Annotated in this window: 15 protein-coding genes; 9 read left to right on the plus strand and 6 right to left on the minus strand. The window is 36.6% G+C overall.

All coding sequences use genetic code 11. The annotated features are described in order from the left end of the window. Nucleotides 1-7: 7 nt before the first annotated feature. The 6 genes from CRO54_RS20400 (at nt 8) to CRO54_RS20425 (ending at nt 6490) form a co-directional block, all read left to right on the plus strand. Entirely contained in the window at nt 8-1486 is a 1479-nt protein-coding gene (locus CRO54_RS20400) for a RagB/SusD family nutrient uptake outer membrane protein (protein WP_097133960.1), read from the plus strand. An 8-nt stretch (nt 1487-1494) separates the two neighbouring features. Further along, entirely contained in the window at nt 1495-2910 is a 1416-nt protein-coding gene (locus tag CRO54_RS20405) for a substrate import-associated zinc metallohydrolase lipoprotein (protein WP_097133961.1), read from the plus strand. A gap of 3 nt (nt 2911-2913) precedes the next feature. Continuing rightward, nucleotides 2914-4263: a DUF4302 domain-containing protein gene (locus tag CRO54_RS20410; protein WP_097133962.1), complete on the plus strand. Its 1350-nt coding sequence runs from the start codon at nt 2914-2916 to the stop codon at nt 4261-4263. Between the two features lie 370 nt (nt 4264-4633). Beyond that, nucleotides 4634-4879, plus strand: a complete 246-nt coding sequence (locus tag CRO54_RS20415; protein WP_097133963.1) for a hypothetical protein — start codon at nt 4634-4636, stop codon at nt 4877-4879. A gap of 83 nt (nt 4880-4962) precedes the next feature. Then, the gene (locus CRO54_RS20420; RefSeq protein WP_097133964.1) at nt 4963-5625 is read left to right on the plus strand and encodes a DUF2461 domain-containing protein; all 663 of its coding nucleotides are present in this window, start codon (nt 4963-4965) and stop codon (nt 5623-5625) included. A 22-nt stretch (nt 5626-5647) separates the two neighbouring features. After that, nucleotides 5648-6490, plus strand: coding sequence for an OmpA/MotB family protein (locus CRO54_RS20425; RefSeq protein WP_097133965.1), 843 nt, complete (start codon nt 5648-5650; stop codon nt 6488-6490). 116 nt (nt 6491-6606) lie between these two features. On the opposite strand, the gene rfbC is transcribed toward CRO54_RS20425, so the two are convergent. The 3 genes from rfbC to CRO54_RS20440 are packed head-to-tail and all read right to left on the minus strand — an operon-like array spanning nt 6607 to nt 9321. Beyond that, nucleotides 6607-7161, minus strand: coding sequence for a dTDP-4-dehydrorhamnose 3,5-epimerase (gene rfbC / locus CRO54_RS20430; protein ID WP_097133966.1), 555 nt, complete (start codon nt 7159-7161; stop codon nt 6607-6609). A 3-nt stretch (nt 7162-7164) separates the two neighbouring features. Further along, a complete protein-coding gene (locus CRO54_RS20435) occupies nt 7165-7467 on the minus strand; it encodes a DUF4286 family protein (protein ID WP_097133967.1) in 303 nt (100 codons plus the stop codon). Nucleotides 7468-7518: 51 nt separating this feature from the next. Continuing rightward, nucleotides 7519-9321 (minus strand): tetratricopeptide repeat protein, encoded by a 1803-nt coding sequence (locus tag CRO54_RS20440; protein WP_097133968.1) that lies wholly within the window; start codon nt 9319-9321, stop codon nt 7519-7521. 269 nt (nt 9322-9590) lie between these two features. Between CRO54_RS20440 and CRO54_RS20445 the strand changes: the two genes are divergently transcribed. From CRO54_RS20445 to CRO54_RS20455, 3 genes are all read left to right on the plus strand, one after another. After that, on the plus strand, nt 9591-11474 hold the full coding sequence (locus tag CRO54_RS20445) for a S9 family peptidase (RefSeq protein WP_240775173.1): 1884 nt from the start codon (nt 9591-9593) through the stop codon (nt 11472-11474). Nucleotides 11475-11476: 2 nt separating this feature from the next. Further along, nucleotides 11477-13153 (plus strand): sensor histidine kinase, encoded by a 1677-nt coding sequence (locus CRO54_RS20450; protein ID WP_097133970.1) that lies wholly within the window; start codon nt 11477-11479, stop codon nt 13151-13153. Nucleotides 13154-13280: 127 nt separating this feature from the next. Continuing rightward, entirely contained in the window at nt 13281-13973 is a 693-nt protein-coding gene (locus CRO54_RS20455) for a response regulator transcription factor (protein ID WP_097133971.1), read from the plus strand. Nucleotides 13974-14112: 139 nt separating this feature from the next. Here the strand turns inward: CRO54_RS20455 and CRO54_RS20460 are convergent, their stop codons facing one another. The 3 genes from CRO54_RS20460 to CRO54_RS20470 form a co-directional block, all read right to left on the minus strand. Continuing rightward, the gene (locus CRO54_RS20460) at nt 14113-15006 is read right to left on the minus strand and encodes a UbiA prenyltransferase family protein (protein ID WP_097133972.1); all 894 of its coding nucleotides are present in this window, start codon (nt 15004-15006) and stop codon (nt 14113-14115) included. A gap of 97 nt (nt 15007-15103) precedes the next feature. Beyond that, nucleotides 15104-16360, minus strand: coding sequence for a metallophosphoesterase (locus CRO54_RS20465; protein WP_097133973.1), 1257 nt, complete (start codon nt 16358-16360; stop codon nt 15104-15106). Between the two features lie 263 nt (nt 16361-16623). Beyond that, nucleotides 16624-18102 (minus strand): P-loop NTPase family protein, encoded by a 1479-nt coding sequence (locus tag CRO54_RS20470; RefSeq protein ID WP_097133974.1) that lies wholly within the window; start codon nt 18100-18102, stop codon nt 16624-16626. Nucleotides 18103-18134: the final 32 nt, after the last annotated feature.

An 18134-nucleotide genomic window follows, 5' to 3' on the forward strand; every position in this document is an offset into this window, starting at 1 on the left:
TTGAAACATGAGATTTGATAAAAAATATATAATAGCACTTGTTGGAGCTGGTTTATTATTTTCTTCTTGTAAGAAATACTTAGATCAAAATCCTGACATGAGAGCCGAAATTAACACGGTTGAGAAAGTTGGACAACTAATAGTTTCTGCATACCCTAAATACAATTATTTAGCGATGACGGAAACCTATTCAGATAATGTGGTGGATAAAGGCTTCGGCGTTGGCCATCTTAATGAACCATTTGTAAGTCTGTATAATTGGAAAGATATTGAAGATACTGGCAATAATACTCCAACTCAATATTGGAATGGATGTTACGAGGCTATAAATAATGCTAACCAAGCGTTAGATGCCATTGAAAAAAATAATTTTGGTACTAGTGCTAATCAATATAAAGGAGAAGCTTTAATAGCAAGGGCTTATGCTCATTTTATGTTGGTTACCTTTTTTGCGAAGGAATATACTATAGGTGCAGCTAATGATTCGCCTGGAATACCTTACATGTTAAAGCCAGAAACAACTACATTGCCTCAGTATTCGAGAGGTACGGTTGCTTCGGTTTATGCTCAAATAGAGAAAGATTTAACAGAAGGTCTACCTTTGTTATCAGGTGGTACATGGCAAGTGCCTAAATATCACTTTACTCCAGCGGCAGCCAATGCTTTTGCTTCAAGGTTTTACTTGTTTAAAGGTGACTGGGACAAGGTAATTGGACATTCAAACTTGGTTGTTGCTAATGGAAATTACGTAAACAATCAACGTCCATGGAATACTACTTTACAAAACTATACTTCTGAAGAATTTAGAACGGAAATAACGAAAGCTGATAAAAATTACAATATTTTATTAGGAGAAACTTACTCTACTTATCAAAGAAATACTGTTGGAGGTACTACCCGTTACGGATTTGGAACTACCATATTCCAAAATATTTATAATGGTATTACTGTTACGGGCGCAAGGTTTGTGAATAAGGGATTAAGATGGTCTGATAATAACTATGTTACTTACACATTAAAAGAATATTTTCATTATACCAATGTTGCTGCCGGTATAGGTTTTCCCTATATTATGCAACCCCTTTTCTTGACAGATGAAGGTTTGATCAATAGGGCCGAAGCTTACATCCAAAAAGGCCAATTTAATGAGGGCTTAGCTGATTTAAATCTTTTTGCATCGGTACGGATTGCAAATTACAACGCTACTACACATGCCGTTACTATTGATAAAGCTAAGGCTTACTTTAATGTAACTGACGATAAAGATGCTCTTTTGAAGACTGTGTTGCAGTTTAAGCAAATTGGTTGGATGAGTGAAGGCATGAGATGGATGGATATCTTAAGGCATCACTTACCAGTTAGACATAATGTTTTAGCTGTAGATGGTACAGAAACTTTTATGACTCTGTCTCCAACTGATAACAGAAGAATGTTTCAAATTCCGAGAGAGGCTCAAATAGCTGGAGTGGAATTAAATCCTAGATAAATTAGATTATGAAAAAGACATTATATCAAGTTTTAGCATTGATGATGCTAGTCTTATTCTTCTCTTGTAAAAAGAATGAGAATTTAGAAGTGGATTTGTCAAAATTCAATACTGATGATTATGTTAAAGGACCAATTGATACTTGGCTAAAAACGAATTTAGAAGATCCTTACAACATATCCACTGTTTATAGATTCGAAAGAAATTTAACAGATGTGAACCGAGATTTGTCACCTGTTTCTGTGGAAAAGGTACAGCCAATGATGAATGCTGTATTGGTAAGCTTTTTACAGCCTTTTGAAAAACTAGCAGGTAAAGGCTTTATTAAAAAATATACGCCTAAACAATTTGTGTTATATGGATCTCCATCTTATAATACCAATGGTTCGGTAACTTTAGGCTCTGCAGATGCAGGAAGAACTGTAATTCTTTACGAATTGAACAGTTTGAATTTTACGAGTGCAGGTGATGTAAAGCGTAAGATAAGAACCATTCATCATGAGTTTACGCATATTTTGAACCAAAACATTGTTATTCCTCCAGCCTTTGAGCAAGTCTCAAAAGCAGATTATTATGCAGATTGGACATCATCAGCTAATACCGCCGAGATATCTAGAGACCTTGGTTTTATTTCTCGGTATGCTAGAAGTTCATTCGGGGAAGATTTTGCAGAAATGGTTGCTCACCTCTTAGTAGAAGGGCAAGTGTATTTTGATAACTATTTGGTCTCAGCTACTCCAGCAGCAGCCGCAAAGCTGCGTGAAAAAGAAAAACTGGTTTATGCATATTACAAGGATTACTTTAATATAGACTTTAAGCAATTGCAAATAGAGGTGCAAAGTGTCTTGAAAAATACTTATGGTGCTACTGACCCTGCGGATAATACGCAGACTTTTTCTAACTATTTGAAAAACAATAGGGTTGGTACTTTGGCCTTTAACCCAACAGCAACACACTACACTACTTATGGAAGCTCTACAACTTTTAATACTGCTTGGACCAATTTTAAAAATGCTGTAGAAACACAGAGCGTAGTAGCTAATAGACGTTTCCCTCAATCGTTGTTATTCACTTTCACATCAGCAACTACGATGACAATACGTGTAAATTATTTGAATGCTTCTAATGCAGCAAATTCAGCAGACTATGATTTTAGTATTAATGTAAATGCGGCAACTGGAGATGTTATTTTTGTAAAAACAATGCCTGAAGGTACCACTTCGGCACACAATAATGGTCAGCTTACAATATTCAAACCATATTTTGAACAATATTTGCTGCCTTATTTTGTGAATAGAGTATTTGTAGCAGATTGGTTGCCAGTAGGTATTACATCAACAAATCCTTTGTATAGAACATTTGCTGGATTCTATGAGAAAGGTACACCGACTAACTATTTTTATGGACCTATAACCCTGAAGTAATACATGAAAAGGATATTAATACTAGTTGCGTTGCTGGCCATTTTAGCTAGCTGCAAAAAATCGAATGTGGAAGTTTTCGATAAAAAACCTGAGGAAAGGTTGAGTATATCTGTAAGTGAAGCAAAAACTACTTTGCTCAGTGCTCAGAATGGTTGGATTGCAACCTTACCCACTTCTGCTGGAGGTGGCTACGGATTTTACATGTCTTTCGATGCTGCTGAAAATGTAAAAATGTTAGGCGATTTAAATGCTGCGGCTATTTCAACATCTGCAACATCTACCTACAGATTGAAAGCGGTACTAGGTACAGAACTAATTTTTGATACTTTCAACTATATCTCGCTACTGGTTGATCCTGTGCCAGGCGTATTTGGCGGTGCTGCAGGTTCCGGTTATAAAAGTGACATAGAGTTTTTATTCACGAAATCGACTGCTGACACGCTAGTCTTGACCGGTAAAAAGTATGGACAGGTGATGAAAATGGTCAAAGCTACCGCCGCACAAAAAACTGCTTATGAAAATGGGGGGTATAAAACTGCGATTGACAAGTTTAAGGATTTTTTCACTGCTACAAAAAACCCTTACATAGAGTATACTGCTGGAAACACGCAGTTGAAAGTAGGTCTTTCTCTTGACTTTAATAATACTTTAGCTACTGGTAAAAGGGTGAGTTTTGCTGGCCCTTTAGCTGATGGAAAGATATCTACAGCTGTTGGGAAATTTGGATTAACCATTAATGGAGCGGATATCTTAGGTGCACCTTTAGTTTACCAAGGTATTACTTTTACAAAATTTGTTTGGAAAGATGCAGCGACTTTAATCTTAATTGATAGCAATGGTAAGGAATATATTATCAAAAGCAATCCTATTCCACTAATTGAGTTTAAAACGGTTTTTGCTTATAACGGTACTTATAATGGAATAATGATAACGGGTAGCGTACTTCCGGCAGGTATTACATCTGGCTGGAACACTTTATGGTCGGCTCAAATTGCAAATTACGCATTAAATAATGTTACTATGGAGTCTATGCAATTTAGATTAATAAATGCTACAACTGCCAAGTTAGAGGTTTGGTTCGTATCTGGTACTACCAGATATTTAGCTGATGCTTCTTATACCTACACCATTGTTGACGATGTAATTACGCTATCCAATTATATCCCTTCGGTTTCTAATACAAACTGGAATAATGGATGGGTTACTACAGCTATAAAAAACTACTTTACAACTAGTCCTTCATTTAAAATGGATTGGGTTCCTAGTAGCGATCCTACTGTTAGTAACATAGGTGGTTTGTATAAAGTGAGTGATCCAAGCAACTTTTATTACGGAAGAATGATTAAGAACTAACTGTATTACGACTATGTTTTATTAAAACTTTTCCAAATGAGAAAAACTAAAAAATACAGAATAAAACTAATCTGGTTAATGGGACCGGTTTGGCTGCTCATAGGTTTATATCCTTTGTTCATAAATTCAAGCCTCCAAATTGTTAATTACTTGGAATTGACACTAGGGGTAGGTTTGTCTTTATTTCTAATATTTGATAGGTACCAAGATTGAGTTAGTCAGGTAGTCATACTTTAACATAAACAAGATAGTCAATAGTTAATTATACGTTCGAGCCCTTCAACTTCGGTTGAGGGGTTTCTTTTTTAAGAAATAGAAACTTTACTCACGTATGAAATAATTTTTTCTATTTTTCCCTTACCTTTACATCATGAAAAAGGCACTATCCATTCTACTTTTCATCTTTGTGATGATTGCTGCACAACCAGAAGCAAAGGCACAATGTGCGATGTGTACTGCAAATGCAGAAATGGGTGTAAAGAATGGCAATACACAAACTAAGGGGCTAAACACCGGTGTTTTGTATTTGTTAGCGGCTCCATTTCTATTAGCTGGAGTGGTAGGAATGGTTTGGTATACTAGCTATCGTAAGAAAAGCACACCAAACGTAGCCTAAATTCTACTGTTAAATACCTTTAAAATTTATTGAAATACCTATTAATTTCCTACATTGGCTGCAATTGCTGATGAGATAATTTTATGCTTAAGAAATCGACTTTAAACTTTTTACGCGAACTGGCGGAGAATAATAACCGAGAATGGTTTGCTAAAAATAAGCATCTGTATGAAGATGCTAAATTAGATTTATTTGCCTTAACCGCTCCATTGATTAAAGAGCTTGCTGCAATAGATTCAGAGTTTTCTGCAGATACTGAACCCAAGAAATGTCTGCTGAGAATTTACAGAGATGTTCGGTTCAGTTTGAACAAAGATCCATATAAGAAAAACTATGGCATCGCTTTCGATGTGAAAGGTTACGGCCCAACCACTCCGAGTTATTACCTACATTTAGAGCCAAATAATTGTTTCTTTGGTGCAGGTTTTTGGATGCCAGAAAGTAAAGTGGTGAAAAGTATCCGTGAGGAAATAGATTACAGTGGGAATGAATTTTTAGAAGCTATTAATGGCAAGGACTATAAGGCTATTTTCTCACTAAGCAAAGATGATACCTTGAAAAAAGCACCAAAAGGCTATGAAATGGATCACCCAATGATTGAGTATCTTAGATTGAAGAGCTTCATTGCTATCTATCCTTTAAAAGAAGAAGAATTTTACAAAAATGATATTGTGGATAAGCTGACGGATGCCTTCAAAGCCGTACAGCCGTTCATTACATTTTTACGAAAAGCTGTATCTCAATAATAAACCATATACATTAACACAGATGAAAAAACTGAACCTTTTTATCGCTCTTTTTCTAGTTGCCGCTACGCTTAGTTCTTGTGTAGTGCTTTCTACCAAGAAATATAAATCGCTTTTAGCCAAACAAGATTCGTTAAATACAGGATGGAATACATCGCAGGTAAATAATGAAAGTTTGGAGCAACGACTTAAACGTTTGCAAGCAGATACTGCAGCGCTAAACAACAGATTGGCTGCACTAAACGACAGGTACACTGATTTAGATGCAAATTACTCGAAATTAAGAACCAATAGCTCTTCTGAAATTAACAAGTTAACAGGTGATTTGGCAAAGCGTGAAAAACGTTTAAAGGAAGTAGAGGAGATATTGCGTAAACGCGATGAGGCTACCGATCAATTACGAGCAAAATTACAGCAGGCATTATTGGGCTTTACTAAAAGCGGTTTAACTGTAGAAGTGAAAAATGGAAAGGTTTATGTTTCATTAACCGATAAGTTACTGTTCCCTTCTGGTAGTATTATTATCGATGAGAAAGGTAAACAAGCATTAACGCAATTAGCAGGAGTTTTAAAACAACAGCCTGATATTAATATTGCGGTAGAAGGTCATACTGATTCGCAGAAAATAAGCAATTTGGGGCAAATTAAGGATAACTGGGATTTGAGTGTACTACGTTCTACTTCTGTGGTTCGTTTTCTTACAGAAGAACAAAAAGTAGAGAGTGTAAGAATGACGGCTACTGGTAAAGGCCAGTTTCAACCTTTGGCAGAAAATACATCTGCCGACGGTAGAAGCAAAAATCGTAGGATTGAAATTGTGCTTTCTCCAAAATTGGATGAACTATACAATTTGATTAAACAGTAACCTAGAGGCTTGAAGACTTACGAAGTTTTTGAACTGTTAAATTTAAACTTCGTAAGTTTATAGGAATAAAAAGCCACAGCTGCACAAAGTTGATTTGTATAGCTGTGGCTTTCATGTTAAAACGGCGAGTCGAAAGAAGCGAAATCAGCTAATACCAGATCTTTATCTGATAATAAGAAATTACTAGGGTCTAAGTAAGAAGCCCAATCGATATTGATGGTTGCGTCATCCCACATAATGCCAATCTCTGAAGCTTTATCGTAGTAATTGGTTACTTTGTAGCAGAAGATAGTATTATCTTCTAAAGTTAAAAAACCGTGCAAAAATCCTGGTGGAACCCATAATTGTTTATGGTTCTCGCCACTTAGCTCAATGGCAAAATGTTGCCCATAAGTTGCAGAATCTTTTCTGATATCTACAGCAACATCTACCACACGGCCTTGTATTACCCTTACTAATTTGCCCTGCGCAAACGGATTTGCTTGTGCATGTAATCCTCTCAAAGTTCCCTTTTGAGAAAACGACTGATTATCTTGTACAAAGTTTACTGCGATGCCTGCTTGGTCAAAAACTCTCTGGCTAAAGCTTTCGTAAAAATATCCTCTACTGTCTTTCCAGATTTTAGGTTCTAATACAAAAAGGTCGTTTATTGGTGTTTCTATTAAGTTCATAATTTATGCTACAAATTCCATTAAGGTACTAAATACAACTAATTTATTGGGGTACTTTGCGTATATGTCGGCGATAAACTGTTTTTCGTGTAAAGCCAAAAAAGATTGATGTTTTTCTTCACTTTCAGCAATGAACTGGACACAATAGCTTACTCCTTCGTTTGGAGAGTCTACAATTTTCAAAAGTCTATGAGAAACAAAACTTTCTGTTTCCATTAACTGAGGGATATGGACTTCCTTCATCCATGATAACCAATCTGCTGCTGAAGCTTCTTCTACAATGACAGTAACGTTAAATAATAACATGTGGCAAAGATACTCTATAAAGGCTAAAGCGGAAAGACTAAAGTAGCTTTACTAAACGGTCTCTCCACGTAGGTTCCGGTATCTTTTTCTAGCTTCGGCATTCAACATGCTTCCGGGAAAATCAGTAATGAGTTGTTGGTATAGTTTTTTCGCTTCCTCTGTGTTGTTGAGTTTGCTTTCGTACAGTTCTGCAAGGGTAAAAATGGCATCATCTATCCAAATGCTAGTCAAATGCGAAGAAATTAATTGCTTAAGATTGGTTTCTGCCTGAGAGAAATCGTTGTTTTTGATAAAGATTTTTGCTTTCGCCATCAAGATATCATCTGCCAAACTATTTTTAGGGTAGGCAATATCGATGCTGTCTAATTTTTTTAACGCTGCTGTATTATTGTTGATAAACTGCAACATTTCTGCATCTGCATACATCATTAGCGCTAAACTGTCGTTTTTGCTCTGCAGATTGTCTGAAATCAACAGACTTAAATTTAAGGCATCATTGGCCATTAACTGAGATGTTGAGGCTTTCAATACATCGGCCTGCGATTTAGCAAATTTGAAGTTGCCTTGATAGAATGAAAGCCTTGCCGAACGATAACGGGCATCACTAGCTACAGGTAAATTATCGTACTGTTTGGATACTTGCTCGTAAATAAGTACCGCCTCCCAAGGTTGTTTGTTCAGTACATAAATATCGCCCAAATCTATTTTTAACTGCCCAATTTCCATGGCTGGTAAACCTTGAACTTTTAAAGCCTGCTCTAGAGTTTTTTCGGCGGCAGATAAATCGTTAAGGTAATAGGCTTGTAAGTGAGACAGTTTTTTTAGTGCAAAAACTGTTTGATTGTTGATGCCATATTGCGTAATGATTTGCGAAAACTCATTGGCCAATGCCTTGATAGCTATTTGATCCGTTTTGCCTTGCATGGCCAGCTCATATTTTGCATTAATCAACTGAATCTTTGATGGAAGGTATAATTCATTTTCTGGGCCTTTGGTAATCAAATATTCGTAAGCTTTAATTGCGGTAGGATAAGCTTTGTTGGCCACAAAAGTATTGGCAGTGTTAAATAGCAGATTAGCTGCTGTTTTGGTACGTCTATCTTGTGCAATAAGCTGACGGAGCGCCATTTCATATTCTTGCTGCTGTATGAATTGCCAAATGAGTAATTCTGTGAAAATCTCATTATCCGGAGCTTTTTGAATCTTTTTTAGCAGGGCTGATTGTAGCGCTTGATAATCGTTGTTGCTCTCGAAAAGATTGGCAAGTATGCTTTGTGCTTGAGGCAAAAGTTGAGGATTGGCAGGTAGCGCATTTAGATATTCGTAAATTAACGCTGGCTTGTCTTTCTTAAAACGGTAGATACTCAATAACTCGAAGGCGAAAACCTGTTCATCGTTCAATACCTTTCTGCCTTGTAAAAAAGTACTCACAGCCATATCATAAGCCTCAAACCTATAGAAAGAATTAGCTAATTCCCTGAACATAAACTCGTTTTTAGGGATGTTTTGTATAGCTATCTGATAAATTTTATCAGCTTGGGCAGTTTTGCCACTTTCCTGATAAATTCTTCCCAATGCAATTTGGTAGGTTAATTTTTGTGGCGATTGCTTAATCAATCTTTTAACTAAAGTTTCTGCCTCGTCGTATTTTTTTATTTTTAGGAGAGAAGTATAATATAAGTCGAAATAACCGTCATTTCTAGTACCGTTAAATAGTTTTTCTAACAGCACCGCAGCTTTTTCGTAATCAGCTTGCTGGTAATATTGATAGGCTAATGCCTCGTCCGTATTGTTTTGAGCCCATATAGTGGATGATAGGCAACAAGTAATTAGAAGGAGCAAAAAATGTTTCATCTGTTTCAGAAATCAATTATTAGTGGTTAGAGATTAGTCTAGCCAGCCATCAGCTTTGCTAAAATTAAATTTTTTAAGTCATAATTAGGTATTCAAATTAAAATAACGTTTTACAGATCACTGTATTTTAAATGTTACGCGTTGTATTTTTAACGAGTACTATTTTTTGTTTTATTTGGTATTAACTTAAAATTTGAAATAAGTAACAATGTTAATGCTTATAGCTTAACCGTAATAGTGTTGTGTAATTTTGTGATATGAAGGTTGCTGTGAAAAAATATATATGGTTATTGGTGGTGGTGATGCTTTTTGCCTGCAATCAGAAGAAGGAGGTTAGGGAAATTCCTGTTAACGATTTCTTTAAAACGCAGGACAGGGCATTGTATCGTTTATCGCCCAATGGCAAATACTTATCATACCTAACGCTTAAAGACAAGAAACAACATTTAGTTGTAGAAGATTTAGAACATGGTAAAACTACCGAAGTTTCTAAATTGGAAGAGCGCAACATTCATTTCTATTGTTGGGTAAGCAACGATGAATTGATCTACTACAAAGAGAAAGACGACAGTAGGTTTCAAACCGATTTATACATCGTTAACAAAAATGGCACAGAAGAGCGCCTGTTAAATGCTGACGAAAAAAGCAAAGTACGCCTTTTGGATGACCAGCTGATTGAAGATAAATTCCTTCTGGTAACAAGTAATAAGAGAGATTCTACCGTTTTTGATGTTTACCGATTAAACGTGAGAAACGGACAGATGCTTGTTGCTGCGAAAAATCCAGGTAACTTTACCAATTGGCTAACCGACAGCAAAGGTAAATTACGCATGGCGATTTCTAGCGATGGTGTAAATGAATCTTTTTGGTACAGAGAGAATGAAACCAAGCCTTTCAAAAAAATCATTACCAATAATTTCAAAACAACGCTTTGGCCTGTTGCTTTTTCAGAAAATAAACCAAATATCGTTTACGCTATTTCTAATGTTAACCGTGATAAGAATGCGCTAATAGAAATAGATTGTATTAACGGTAAAGAAAAAAATGTACTGTTTGCTGATGATACGCTAAACGTAGTTGAAGCGCAATATTCCAAGCGTAGGGGTAAAATGGATTTTGTAGTGTACGAAACTTGGAAAAAGGAAAAGCACTACTTAAATGACGAAGCAAAAAAGCTGTTCGGGAATTTAGATAAGCTAATTCCGGATGCAGAATCAAGGATTGTTCATAATGATAAAAATGAGCAACATTTCATCGTAAGAACATTTACAGACCGTAGTCCGGGAGCGTATTATTTGTATTATGCAGAAAACAATTCATTGAAGAAATTGAGCGACATTAATACTTCTATTAAAGAAGATGAAATGTGCGAAATGAAGCCAATTAGTTATGTTACAACGGATGGTTTTAAAATAGATGGTTATTTAACGTTGCCGTTAGGTGTAGACCCAGAAAATTTGCCAGTGGTGGTAATACCTCATAATGGGCCTGGGCAAAGAAATAGCTGGGGATTTAATTCTGATGTACAGTTTTTAGCTAACAGAGGTTATGCTGTGCTGCAGGTAAATTACAGAGGGTCTACGGGCTATGGTAAGGAATTTTATGCTGCAGGTTTCAAGGAGTGGGGGCAGAAAATCCAGAAAGATGTAGACGCAGGTGTACAATGGTTAATTGACCAGAAAATTGCTGATCCGCAACGTGTGGCAATTTATGGCTATGGTTTTGGTGGTTTAGTGGCAATTAACAGTGCTGTGGCTAATCCAAAAATGTATAAATGTGCTGGCTCTAGCGCTGGTGTGCTTAATCTTTTCAGTTATTTGAAAACAATACCTCCGTTCTTGACGTCTAATTTACAGATGTTTTATGAAATGGTTGGTAATCCAGATAAAGACGCAGAATATATGAGACAAGCTTCGCCAGTTTTTCATGCCGATAAAGTCAAAATTCCGATATTTATTACCCAAAACTCTAAAGACCCTAGAATTAACGGAAACGATGCTGTTCAATTTGTAAAAGAACTAAAGAAATTGAATTCGCCAGTAACTTATCTAGAGAAAGAAGATAATAAATCAGTATTGAATAGGGAAGAGGCTAGGAAAAAATCTTATGCAGCTTTGGAGCTTTTCTTACAAGATAACCTTAGAAAGCGCTAATTATGCCTAAGGAATCTGTAAAAGAAAGTGGTTACCGCAAGAATTTCTCCCTGATTGTAACTTTCATAGGCTTAATTTCTGCACTGTTTATACTTTCACTATTCTTGGCTTTTAATTTTAGCAAGAAAAAGATAGAAGGCGACTTTGTATCGGCAAAAACAAATGTACTAGAAGAAAGTATTAAGCCCTACAATGATTTCTTCCTAAATAAACTGCCCGAAATTTCTTACTACAACGGTTACCTAGATTCTACTACTGCAGCAAAATTTGTTGATACCATTCTATTGAAATATCCTTTCATCAAAAGAGTGGTTTTTTTCGATGCTGAGGTGCGCAATTCGAGGTACGAAGAGAACGGCTTAAACGTAGGGAACTTCTCTGCAGGAATGAAAAGTGTGTACCAATTTGGTACGTATATTTCTGCAGATTCGGTAAAGATTTTCGGTGAAAATTCAATACCTAGCAATACTACCCTAGAGAACTTTAATGAACTAGCGCTGAAGTTATATACGTTTGTACACAAGTTAGATACTACAAGAGTGCCTACACAAGAGGATTTGTTTAGTAATTTCTCGAATATCAAACCCAATAGAATCGATTACTTCAATATCCCTAGGTTTGAAGACTTGAAGGTGTACAAGCAGATGATTGGCACTAAATTGCCAACTGAACCAGTTTATCAACAAGATATGCTTTCTTTTGAGCTAGATCCGATGAAGATCAAAATCAAGAACAATAGACCTCTGCTTTATCAATCTGTGCGCATAGAACCTGTAACTTATGACCCCTTAGAAACTTCTTCGGAGTATGTTACCGGTGAAATTACTCTAGGAGGTCCCTTTTCTGCTTATAAATTGTATTTTATTTCAGCTAAGTCTTTCATCAAGAAGGAAATTTTTAGCTATTTCTTCCCCATAGCAGCGCTGATTTTGATTTTTTATGGCTTGCTACTTTTGGTTGCATTTCTGATCTACAGAAACTTGAACATCAACCATAAAATGTTTAAGCTACAGTATGATTTCATTACCAATCTGACACATGAGTTTAAAACGCCAGTCAGTGTCATTAAGATTGCCGGAAATAATATTAAAAGTGCGGCAAGCATCTCCGAGAGAGAGCAAAAACTTTATGGTAAAATATTGGATGAAGAAGCCGACAAGCTGAATGGTTTGATGAATAAGTTGCTGGCATTTACGCAAATAGAGAATAAAGCCATCAAGCTAAACGAAGATAGAGTAGATATTACCGAATTTATTGAAAGCACTATTGATGTTCATCAATTAAAACATCCAGATTTTAAACTTACTTATGAAGTAACTGAACTTACCCATTTTACAACAGACCCTGTGCTTTTAGGAAGCTTATTCGATAATTTGTTGGAGAATGCTTACAAGTATTCGCCACCAGATAAAAAACAAATGCACATTACTGCTCGTTTAATTAAAGATAAAATTGTGTTGCGCTTTAAAGATGCAGGTATTGGCATTCCAGCTTCGGAAATAAACAATATCTTTAAAAAGTTTTATCGTGTACAAAACCAATACAACCAAGCAGGAAGTGTAGGCTTAGGTTTGGCTTTTTGTAAGGAACTTGTTAATTTTATGAAAGGTGAAATTAGTGTTCGTAGTGTTGTTGGTAAAGGAACAGAATTTAAAATAGTATTACCGTACATACAATGATTCAATTAGAGAATGATTGAATGATGAATTGACTAAATGATTAAATAAAAGTTAATGGAGTGAGGGGATGTTTGTTTGAGTGGTAATTCATTCATTCACTCGTTTACTCATTCAAAATTTCAAAAACATGTCAAAAGATATCAAAATATTAATTGTTGAAGATGATGAAAACCTACGTTTCTTAGCAGCAATGCGTTTGAAAACGGAAGGCTACCAAGTATTGGAAGAAGCTGATGGCATCAGTGCTATCCAAACCATCACCACAGAAAAACCAGATATCGTATTGTTAGACTGGATGCTTCCAGGAAAAGAAGGTTCTGAGGTTTGCGAAGAAGTTCGTAAGCAAGGTTTTGAAGGTTTGGTAATTATGATGACTGCCAAAGCACAAGACGTAGATAAAATTGATGCTTATCAATTTGGTGCTTCTGATTATGTAACCAAGCCATTTAGCATGGACGTTTTGGTAGCGATGTTAGAAAGCAAAGTAAAGTTTTTGCTTAATGCAGAACGCTCAGAAATCCATCGCTTCGGCAATATGGAGCATCATCCAAACGTACATACCTTATTTCGTGAGGGCAAGAAAATTGAGTTGACTATCTTAGAGAACAGGATATTGCTTTACTTCTTGCGTAACCCAAATCAGGTAATTAGTAGAGAAGATTTGATGTTGGAAGTTTGGGGTTATAACTCCGATGTAAATACTCGTACATTAGATATGCACATCGTTCGTTTGCGTAAGAAAATTGAAGTTAATCCGGATAATCCGCAGTTATTGCAAACGGTAAGAGGTGTAGGCTATAGGTTTAATGTAGGGAGTTAATCATAGCATTGGTACCTAATAAGTTCGTCATTTCGGCCTCGCGGAGAATTGTAAATCAGCAAAGCTAAATCTTTGGATGTAAAACAAAGTTCAAGGATTTCTCGGCTTCACTTCGTTTCGCTCGAAATGAGGAGCTTGGTTAAGCAAGTGCAACACTCATCCAACTACACAAAACCAATATCGCATATTGCAACAACATAGTTCCATCTAGGTAAAAGAAATAGAAATACTCGTTTCTTTTAATGTTTGATTTGAAGATTAACCATCCCGTAAGAATTACAGTTAAGGTTAATCCAATTACATCAATGTTGATGCCTTTTGTAAACAACACTAAAAGTAAGAGATAAATCCCTAATAAGGCCTGGCAGAAAATCCAGGCTTTTTTTTCACCCAATACAACAGGTATGGTTTTAAGTTCGTAAAGCTTGTCTTGGAATAAATCTCTGATATCGAATGGAACGGTAATGGCACAAACAAATAAAAACCTTTTTGCCAATAATAATACAGTTTCACTTAAAGGTACCTGTATTTGATGCATACTTTCTAGTTCTACAATGGGCAGTAGCACACAGCTGCTTGCCCAAACAAAGGCGATCAGAAAAAGCTTAATTCCAGGAATATTCCGTAAACCTATTTTTTTATTATTGAGTGTGAGGAATGGTATGTTGTAAGCAATGGCTAATAAGCCTACGAATATCATCAATAACTTCGATTCAAAGCTTAGATAGAGCAAGCCTAAAGGAATGAGACAAAGCACCGAAATTAAAGTGGTGGATATCGTTAGCCGATGATGTGCAAAAATCCACCTTACTCGCTTAAAAGGTGATTTCTGTGGTTCTTTAGGCTTAGCCAGTAATACCGCTAAGTTATAAATCAGCAAAGTAGAGAAAAACAGGAAAGCCAGCACATGTTCACTGGGTTTTGCTCCCAATAAATGATAGGTAACCAGACCTTGGGCAACGGCACAAATAGCAATAAAAAAATTGCTGAACAGCAAAAAATCAAGAATAGATAAGCCTAGTTTTTTTAACATTTATGGGTTACGGGTTGGTTATGAGTTGCGAGTTACCGGTTTTGAGCTACTAGTTATGAATCCAAACCTGTAACTTTTAACTTTCAACCTGCAACTTTTAACTTCTGCTTAACGTAAATATCGTAATTTCTGGCAACATACCAACACGCCCTGGATAGCCTAAAAAGCCATAACCTACGTTCACATACAATTGCTGCTGTTGTTCTTGGTACAAACCTGCCCATTCTTTGTAGATGTATTGTACAGGGCTCCATTGGGTGTCTTTTAATCTTACGCCAAACTGCATTCCATGGGTATGACCAGCAAAGGCAACATCAATATCTTTGTACTTCTCCAAAACTTCGCCACGCCAGTGCGATGGATCGTGAGAAAGTAATAGTTTAACAGGTAAATCTTCGGTGTTTTGCATCGCCAGTTCCATTTTTCCGTATTTAGGAAAGCGACCCATGCCCCAGTTTTCAATGCCGACAATTCCAATTTCTTCACCGCCAACTTTCAGCCTGCGATTTTCGTTCATCAATAAATCCCAACCCATAATTTTATGAGAAGCTACCATGTCTTGGAGGTTCTTCACCTTTGCGGGGGATGTTTCTCTTCCGAAATGATAATCGCCATAATCGTGGTTGCCCAATACAGAATAAACACCCAAAGGTGCGGTTACCTTGCTGAAAATATCTTGATAGTCCTTAAGTTCGCTCGTTAAATTATTTACCAAATCCCCTGTAAAGAAAACGAAATCAGGTTTCTCTGCTAATAACATATCTACGCCACCTTTTACTGCAGTTTTATTGTAAAAACTTCCCGAATGGATATCTGATACTTGTGCTAAAGTGATACCATCAAAAGCTTTCGGTAGGTTAGGCAGTTTCAAATTAACCCGTCTAATTTGATAATCGTAAGCACCAGAAATGATGCCCCAACTTAAAGAACTTAAAGGTACGGCACCTGCAATCAAACCTGCTTTCACTAAAAAAGAAGAACGACTGATGGGTTCGCCTGCTATCGTTTCTTTGGCGGCTTCGGTAGGTTGTTTACGTTTTAACAATCTAAAGAACTTAATGCCAAACCTTCTTAAATCGTCTACTAGTAAAAACGGTAGCATAACTATCTTACCTGTACTAATTAAGAAAAAGGCCACTAGAATAACTGCTCTTGCACTTAAAAAGAGATTTAAAAAGATGGCTGCGAATACGCCAATAATCAATAGAGAATTAATAGTCCACCAAGTGTAGGTAAAAATTTTCTTTGTTCTTGGTTTCCAATTTTTGAAAACGCTAATGATAGCCTTATAGCAGTAAATGTCTAATAGAATAACAATTAGACACAGTATTGTTAAAAATCCTGTTCTTCCCATGTTTGGGTGTAAAGTTAATGTGTTTTTGTTAGATGTCTGTTTTGGGGATTTGTTTCATGGTTTACTTTTTTCAGACTTACGAAGTTTAACTTTGAAGTTTTGTTGTTCCTAATGGAAAAGTTGAGGGCTTCTCCGTTTGAAAATTTCGTAAGTCTTTGCTCTGCCGTCATTTCGACGAGGAACGAGGAGAAATCTAGCAATTGGCTGTTTAGGAGTTAGATTTCTCTCTCGCTGCGCTGCGTTCGAAATGACGGGATTATTAGCTATCCAAAATCCTCGTCGTCATCCGTTAAATCGGCATTGAATAAACTGTCAAACATATCCGAAAAGCCGAAACCACCATTTAGGTAATTCTTATTTAGCTGCGAAAACTCTGATAAACCATGCAACACAAACTCCATCAATAACAACGTTTGGTTGGCGCTCAATTTAGGATGAAATTTCTTTACCAAAGCTTCCAAGCCATTTACCTTTTGCAGTTCTTTTTTATAGTTCGTTAAAGTCAGGTTATCATCCACATCAATGGTATTGCCTTCGGTAAACCATTCGGTAATTTCGGTGTATGGATTAGCGGTTTTGCTTTTCTTCGCTCTCGTAGGGTCAGGGAAATATCTTGCAAACAAATGCTTAATCGCTTTTCCAATTAACGTATGCGCTACCTTCGCCGGACCTTCTAGTTCGCCTTCGTAAACCAACTCAATCTTCCCAGTCACAGCAGGAATAATTCCACTAAAATCAGAAATACGCACAAAGGTAGATTTTTCTCTGCTTACCAACATTCTTCGCTCTGCGTTACTAATTAAATTCTCGAAAGCAGAAATAGTTAAACGGGCAGAAACACCAGACTTTTGGTCGATGTATTCGCTTTTACGTGCTTCGAAAGCAACTTGCTCTACCAAATCTTTCACCAATCCATCCGCTTCTATTAAGCGTTGTTCTTCCGTTAGTTTTGCTTCTTGGAAAGTGATTTTCCTAGAAATTTCGATTGTTTTAGGGTAGTGCGTTAAAATCTGACTTTCGATACGGTCTTTTAACGGAGTTACAATACTACCACGGTTGGTGTAATCTTCGGGGTTTGCGGTAAATACAAACTGGATATCCAAAGGTAAACGTAACTTGAAACCTCTAATTTGGATGTCTTTTTCCTGCAACATGTTAAACAAAGCCACCTGAATACGAGCCTGTAAATCTGGTAATTCGTTAATTACAAAAATGCTGCGGTGCGCCCTTGGTATTAAACCAAAGTGGATCACACGTTCATCGTTGTAAGTCAGTTTTAGGTTTGCTGCTTTAATCGGGTCAACATCACCAATTAAATCTGCCACGGTTACATCTGGCGTAGCCAGTTTTTCAGTATAACGTTCGCTGCGGTGTAGCCAAGCAATAGGTGTTTTATCGCCTTTGGTTTCAATTTCATTTCTACCGAACCACGAAATCGGGTTCAATGGGTCGTCAAAAATTTCGCTTCCAGCAATGTAGGGAATGTACTCGTCTAGCAAGTTTACCATTAAACGGGCAATACGGGTTTTCGCTTGTCCACGTAAGCCTAACAACAGCACATTGTGACGAGCCAATATCGCTGTCTGCAATTCAGGAATTACCGTATCATCGTAACCTAAAATTCCTTCGAAACCCGCTTCCTTATTTTGTAGTTGTTTAATTAAATTCTTCCTCAGCTCGTCTTTAACGCTTAAAGATTGGTATGATGTTGCTTTTAATTCGCCTAGTGTTTTTGCCTGCATATGTTTTATTTAGTCGGGAAGTCTGTAAAGTC

The sequence above is a fragment of the Pedobacter xixiisoli genome (assembly GCF_900215335.1).
Classification (GTDB): Bacteria; Bacteroidota; Bacteroidia; order Sphingobacteriales; family Sphingobacteriaceae; genus Pedobacter; species Pedobacter xixiisoli.

What these genes read in the sequence shown, in the direction of transcription:
- CRO54_RS20400 (WP_097133960.1), top strand. Translation starts at nt 8, where the DNA reads ATGAGATTTGATAAAAAATATATAATAGCACTTGTTGGAGCTGGTTTA.
- CRO54_RS20405 (WP_097133961.1), top strand. Translation starts at nt 1,495, where the DNA reads ATGAAAAAGACATTATATCAAGTTTTAGCATTGATGATGCTAGTCTTA.
- CRO54_RS20410 (WP_097133962.1), top strand. Translation starts at nt 2,914, where the DNA reads ATGAAAAGGATATTAATACTAGTTGCGTTGCTGGCCATTTTAGCTAGC.
- CRO54_RS20415 (WP_097133963.1), top strand. Translation starts at nt 4,634, where the DNA reads ATGAAAAAGGCACTATCCATTCTACTTTTCATCTTTGTGATGATTGCT.
- CRO54_RS20420 (WP_097133964.1), top strand. Translation starts at nt 4,963, where the DNA reads ATGCTTAAGAAATCGACTTTAAACTTTTTACGCGAACTGGCGGAGAAT.
- CRO54_RS20425 (WP_097133965.1), top strand. Translation starts at nt 5,648, where the DNA reads ATGAAAAAACTGAACCTTTTTATCGCTCTTTTTCTAGTTGCCGCTACG.
- rfbC (WP_097133966.1), bottom strand. Translation starts at nt 7,161, where the DNA reads ATGAACTTAATAGAAACACCAATAAACGACCTTTTTGTATTAGAACCT.
- CRO54_RS20435 (WP_097133967.1), bottom strand. Translation starts at nt 7,467, where the DNA reads ATGTTATTATTTAACGTTACTGTCATTGTAGAAGAAGCTTCAGCAGCA.
- CRO54_RS20440 (WP_097133968.1), bottom strand. Translation starts at nt 9,321, where the DNA reads ATGAAACATTTTTTGCTCCTTCTAATTACTTGTTGCCTATCATCCACT.
- CRO54_RS20450 (WP_097133970.1), top strand. Translation starts at nt 11,477, where the DNA reads ATGCCTAAGGAATCTGTAAAAGAAAGTGGTTACCGCAAGAATTTCTCC.
- CRO54_RS20455 (WP_097133971.1), top strand. Translation starts at nt 13,281, where the DNA reads ATGTCAAAAGATATCAAAATATTAATTGTTGAAGATGATGAAAACCTA.
- CRO54_RS20460 (WP_097133972.1), bottom strand. Translation starts at nt 15,006, where the DNA reads ATGTTAAAAAAACTAGGCTTATCTATTCTTGATTTTTTGCTGTTCAGC.
- CRO54_RS20465 (WP_097133973.1), bottom strand. Translation starts at nt 16,360, where the DNA reads ATGGGAAGAACAGGATTTTTAACAATACTGTGTCTAATTGTTATTCTA.
- CRO54_RS20470 (WP_097133974.1), bottom strand. Translation starts at nt 18,102, where the DNA reads ATGCAGGCAAAAACACTAGGCGAATTAAAAGCAACATCATACCAATCT.